The organism is Candidatus Thermoplasmatota archaeon, assembly GCA_035541015.1.
Lineage (GTDB): Archaea > Thermoplasmatota > SW-10-69-26 > JACQPN01 > JAIVGT01 > DATLFM01.
In genome coordinates, this window is the sequence record DATLFM010000004.1 from 1 (window position 1) to 5,610 (window position 5,610).

The window sequence follows — 5,610 nt, forward strand, 5'->3', positions numbered from 1 at the left end:
GGTATCGGCGTCCTCGGGGATGTCGAAGCTCAGGACGTACGGGAGGTCGGTGATGTCGAGGCCGCGGCTGGCGACGTTCGTGGCGATCAGGAACTGGATCTTGCCCGCCTTGAAGGCGGCCAGCGTCCGATCCCGCTCGCGCTGCGAGAGGCCCCCGTGCAGGGCGGCGACGTTCTTCCCGCGCCGCGCGAGCGTGGCGGCGAGCCGGTCGACGCCGATCTGCGTGTGCCGGAAGACGAGGAGCCGATCGAACCCATACTTCTCGTTGAGCTCGACCAGAGCCGCGACCTTGTCCTGCTCGGCCACGAAGTACACCAGCTGACGAACGGTCTCGACGGTCCGCAGGTCGGGCCGCACCGTGACCTGGGCCGGATCCCGTTTCATGAAGCGGTCGCAGATGCGAAGGATGGCGTACGGCATGGTGGCGCTGAAGAGCGCAGTCTGTCGCTCGCGCGGGCACCGGGCCAGGATGGTCTCGACGTCGACGATGAAGCCCATGTCGAGCATGCGGTCCGCCTCGTCGAGGATGACGGTGTGGACCCGGTCGAGGACGAGCTCGCGTCGCCGGACGAGGTCCAGGACGCGGCCCGGCGTGCCGACCACGACCTGCGTGCCCCGCTTGAGCGCCTCGACCTGCCGGTCCATCGATGAGCCACCGTAGATGGCGACGGTCTGCACGCCGCGGAACTGGCCGATGCGCGCGATCTCCTCGGTCACCTGCACGCACAGCTCGCGGGTCGGCGTCAGGATCAGCGCCTGGACGTGCCGGCTCGAGGGCTCGATCTTCTCCACGATCGGGATGCCGAACGCGGCCGTCTTGCCGGTTCCCGTCTGGGCGCGGCCAAGGAGATCGCGTCCGGCAAGGACGTGCGGAATGGCTTCGCTTTGGATGGGAGTTGGGCGTTCGTACTTCATTGCGGCCAAAGCCGCAAGCGTAGGTTGGGTCAGACCAAGCTGTGCAAAGGTCATGGGTTTCACGTCCGGCGGTTCGAGAATCACGTCGCCGGGCCGCTCCCGAGGGAGCCATGCGGGATGCGATGAAAACGAGGGTCGTTTCCTGTGGCGACCGTCATCCCGCAAACACTGATGATCGAACTGTTGCCAGGTTTGTGCACGCGCGCCCTGTTGATATAGTTGTGGGTCCAAAACGCGAGCGGACGCCAATCGTGTGGCCTCCGCCCCGGTCGCGGGCCCCCTCGCGCGCGGGCGAGCATTATTATCCGCGCGCGCACGGAAACGTTCTTGAACGGCATCCGGTATGTACGCCAGGTCGGAATGGATCGGGCGCGCCTCGTCCTCGAAGACGGAACCGTCGTCGAGGGCATTGCTTTTGGCGCGCGCAAGACGACCTTTGGCGAGCTCGTCTTCAACACCTCCATGACGGGCTACCAGGAGTCCCTCACGGACCCGTCGTACGCCGGCCAGATCCTCCTCCTCACGTACCCGCTCATCGGCAACTACGGCGTGAACGCGGACGACTTCGAGTCGCGACGCATTTGGCCGCGCGGATTTGCCGTGCACGAGGCGTGCGAGGCGCCCAGCCACCACAAAGGCGGCAACAAGACGGTCGACGAGTTCCTCCGCGACCACGGCGTGCCGGGCCTCCAAGGCATCGACACGCGCGCGCTTACGGTAAAGACGCGGGCACGCGGAACGCTGAAGGCCGCGATCTGCCAGGAGGGCGACAGCGTCGAGGAGGCCTTCCACAAGGTCCGCACCATGCCCCATCCGGACGCGGAGAACCTCGTGGGGCAGGTGACGGCCGCAAGGCCCGTCCGCTTGGAGGCGACCGGCAAGGGGCGACGCGAGATTGCGCTTCTGGACTGCGGCGCCAAGGAGAACATCGTCCGCTCGCTGCGCGAGCTTGGCCACGTGACCCGCCTTCCCTACAACGCGACGATGCGCGACCTCGAGCGCATCGCGCCCGACGGCGTCTTCTGCAGCAACGGCCCCGGCGACCCCTCGCACGCGGAGATCCTGCGCACGACCGTTCCCCTGCTGCGCGGGGCCGCCGAACGGTACCCCGTCATGGGCATCTGCCTTGGCCACCAGCTCCTTGGGCTTGCCTTTGGCGCGAAGACCTTCAAGCTCAAGTTCGGCCACCGGGGCGCCAACCAACCCGTCAAGGACCTCGAATCGGGCCGCGTGTTCATCACGAGCCAGAACCACGGCTACGCGGTGGACGTGGAGAGCGCGCGCGCGGCGGGGCTCGAGGTCGCGCAGCTCAACGGAAACGACGGGACGGCCGAGGGCCTTCGCCATGCTCGCCTCCCGGTGTTCAGCGTGCAGTACCACCCGGAGGCGCACCCGGGGCCGCGCGACACGTGGCACCTCTTCCAGCGGTTCGAGCGGATGATGGCCGAGCATCCGGGAGGCCGCTAGCGTGCCCAAGCGGACGGATCTTCGAAAGCTCCTCATCGTCGGTTCCGGCCCCATCCAGATCGGGCAGGCCGCGGAGTTCGACTTCTCCGGATCGCAGGCCGCTCTTTCGCTGCGCGAGGAGGGCTACGAGACCGTCATCGTCAACTCGAACCCCGCCACGATCCAGACCGACGTCGAGACGGCCGACCGCGTGTACGTGGAGCCGCTCACGGCCGAGTCGCTCGCGCGCATCCTTCGTCGCGAGCGGCCGCAGGGCATCCTCTCGGGCATGGGCGGCCAAACCGGCCTCAACCTGTGCAGCGAGCTTGCCGAGTCGGGAGCGCTCGAAAAGTACGGCGTCGAGCTTCTGGGGACGCCGCTTTCGGCCATCGAGAAGAGCGAGGACCGGGACCTCTTCAAGAAGACGATGGAGGAGATCGGCGAGCCCGTCTGCCGGGCCAAGGCCGTCACCGACCACAAGCAGGCGCTCGAGTTTGCGCGCCAGATCGGCTTTCCCGTCCTCGTCCGCCCCGCCTACACGCTTGGCGGCTCCGGCTCCGGCATCGCGCACAACGAAGCGCAACTGGCCGAAATTTGCTCCCGGGGCCTCTCCTATTCCCGCATCCACCAGGTGCTCATCGAGGAGTCCGTGCTCGGCTGGAAGGAGTTCGAGTACGAGGTCATGCGGGATTCGGCCGATAACTGCATCACGATCTGCAACATGGAGAACCTCGACCCGATGGGAATCCACACGGGCGAGTCCATCGTCGTGGCGCCCTCGCAGACGCTCTCCGACGACGAGCACCAGACGCTGCGCTCGGCGGCCCTGAAGATCATCCGCGCGCTTGGCATCCAGGGGGGATGCAACGTCCAGTTCGCCGTCGACCCCTCGCGGTTCGAGTACCGCGTGATCGAGGTGAACCCGCGCGTGTCGCGCTCGTCGGCGCTTGCCAGCAAGGCCACGGGCTACCCCATCGCGCGCGTTTCGGCCAAGATCGCCGTGGGCATGACCCTCGACGAGATCGTGAACCGCGTGACGGGCACGACGCCGGCCTCCTTCGAGCCCGCGCTCGACTACGTCATCACGAAGATCCCCCGCTGGCCCTTCGACAAGTTCCGCACGGTGGACCGGCACCTCGGCACCCAGATGAAGTCGACCGGCGAGGTCATGTCCATCGGGCGCACGATCGAGGAAAGCCTGCAAAAAGCGCTTCGGTCGCTCGAGATCGACCGCGCAAGCCTCGATTGGACCTGGCCCTCGACGGAGGAGGACCTCTGGAAGGAGCTCTCCGAGCCCACCGACCGCCGCCTCTACGCCGTGGCCGAGCTCCTGCGCAAAGGCGCGAGCCTCGACAAGGTCGCGCACGCCTCGCGCATCGACCCCTTCTTCCTCGTCAAGATCCGGAACGTCGTGCAGTTCGAGGAGAAGCTCAAGCAAGCCGCGAAGGCCGGCCGCGTCGATCGGGACGTCCTCGCGCGGGCCAAGCGCATGGGCTTTGCCGACGAGCACCTGGCCACCCTCCTTGGCCGGACCGAGCAGGAGGTCCGCGACCTTCGCCGCCAGCACGGCATCGCGCCCGTCTACAAGATGGTCGACACCTGCGCCGCGGAGTTCGAGGCGCAAACACCCTACTTCTACTCGACCTACGCCGAGACCGAGGAGGTGAAACCGCCCGAGGGCACCCGCAAGGTCATGGTGCTCGGCAGCGGCCCCATCCGCATCGGGCAGGGAATCGAGTTCGATTACGCCTGCGTGCACGCGGCCAAGGAGATCCGCGCGCAGGGCCTCGACGCCATCATGGTCAACAACAACCCCGAGACGGTCTCCACCGACTTCGACACGTCCACGCGCCTGTACTTCGAGCCGCTGGCGCTCGAGGACGTCCTGCACGTGATCGAACGCGAGCGGCCCGAGGGCGTCGTCGTGCAATTCGGGGGCCAGACGTCGATCAACCTCGCCACGCCGCTTGCCGAAGCCATCGCGCAGCGGGGGCTTCCGACGCGCATCCTGGGCACGCCGCCGACGGCCATCGACACCGCCGAGGACCGCGAGAAGTTCGCAAAGCTCATGGACCGCCTCAAGATCCCCCAGCCCGCCGGGGCGCTCGGGCGCAGCTTCGAGGAGGTCAAGGAGGCCGCCGCCCGCATCGGGTATCCCGTGCTCGTGCGCCCGAGCTTCGTGCTGGGCGGGCGCGGGATGGAGATCGTCTACGACGAGAAGGACCTCGAGGGCTACATGCGCGAGGCCGTGCGCGTGGGCAAGAACGCCCCCGTCCTCGTGGACAAGTACCTCACAAACGCGATCGAGGTCGACGTGGACGCCGTATGCGACGGCACGGACGTCTTCCTGGGCGGCATGCTCGAGCACATCGAGGAGGCCGGCGTGCACAGCGGCGACGCGACGATGGTGCTGCCGCCCCAGACCCTGCCCCGCGAGGTCGTGAAGACGATCGAGCTGTACACGCGCAAGATCGCCCTCGCGCTTGGCGTCGTGGGCTGCGTCAACTGCCAGTTTGCCGTGAAGGACAACAAGGTGTACATCCTGGAGGCCAACCCGCGCGCCTCGCGCACGGTCCCCTTCGTCAGCAAGGCGATCGGCGTCCCGCTGGCGCGCGTGGCCACGCGCGTCATGCTCGGCCAGAAGCTCTCCGACATGAGCCTGCAGCCGGCCCGCACGCGGACGATCGCCGTGAAGGCAAGCGTGTTCCCGTTCCAGAAGCTCGCGGGCGTCGACTCGATCCTCGGCCCCGAGATGAAGTCCACGGGCGAGGTCATGGGCCTTGACACCGACTTCCACAAGGCGTTCTGGAAGGCCATGGAGGCCGCCGGCATGCGGCTTCCCACCGAGGGCGCCGTGTACATCTCCGTCCGCGACGAGGACAAGGAGCGCGTGCTGCCGCTTGCCACCGAGCTCTCGCAGCTGGGCTTTGCGCTCTACGCCACGAAGGGAACGTCGTCGTACCTTCGCGACTTCGGCGTCGCGTGCGAGACCGCCTGGCGCATCAGCGAAGGCCGCTCGCCCGATGCGATCGACCTCATGCGCAACGGGACGATCAAGCTCGTCCTCAACACGCCCACGCTTGCGCGCGGCGCCCGGCGCGACGGCTACATGATGCGGCGCCTGGCCGTGGAGCTCAACATCCCCTACCTCACGAACATGGCCGCCGCCACGGCGGCCGTCCACTCGATCCGCGCGTTCAAGGACGGACGGCTGAAGACGATGGCAATCGACGAATACGCGGGAACCGC

At 67.5% G+C, this 5,610-nt stretch carries 3 protein-coding genes; 2 read left to right on the forward strand and 1 reads right to left on the reverse strand.

What is annotated here, in order from left to right; translation table 11 throughout:
- Window positions 1-915, reverse strand: a 915-nt coding sequence (locus VM681_00155; protein HVL86406.1) for a DEAD/DEAH box helicase, incomplete at its 3' end; no start/stop codon positions are given.
- A gap of 327 nt (window positions 916-1,242) precedes the next feature.
- On the opposite strand from VM681_00155, the gene carA reads away from it, so the two are divergent.
- Both carA and carB read left to right on the forward strand, forming a co-directional pair.
- Window positions 1,243-2,382 carry a glutamine-hydrolyzing carbamoyl-phosphate synthase small subunit gene (gene carA / locus VM681_00160; protein ID HVL86407.1) on the forward strand — a complete coding sequence of 380 codons (1,140 nt, stop codon included), beginning with the start codon at window positions 1,243-1,245 and terminating at the stop codon, window positions 2,380-2,382.
- 1 nt (window position 2,383) lies between these two features.
- Window positions 2,384-5,610, forward strand: a 3,227-nt coding sequence (carB, locus tag VM681_00165; GenBank protein HVL86408.1) for a carbamoyl-phosphate synthase large subunit, incomplete at its 3' end; no start/stop codon positions are given.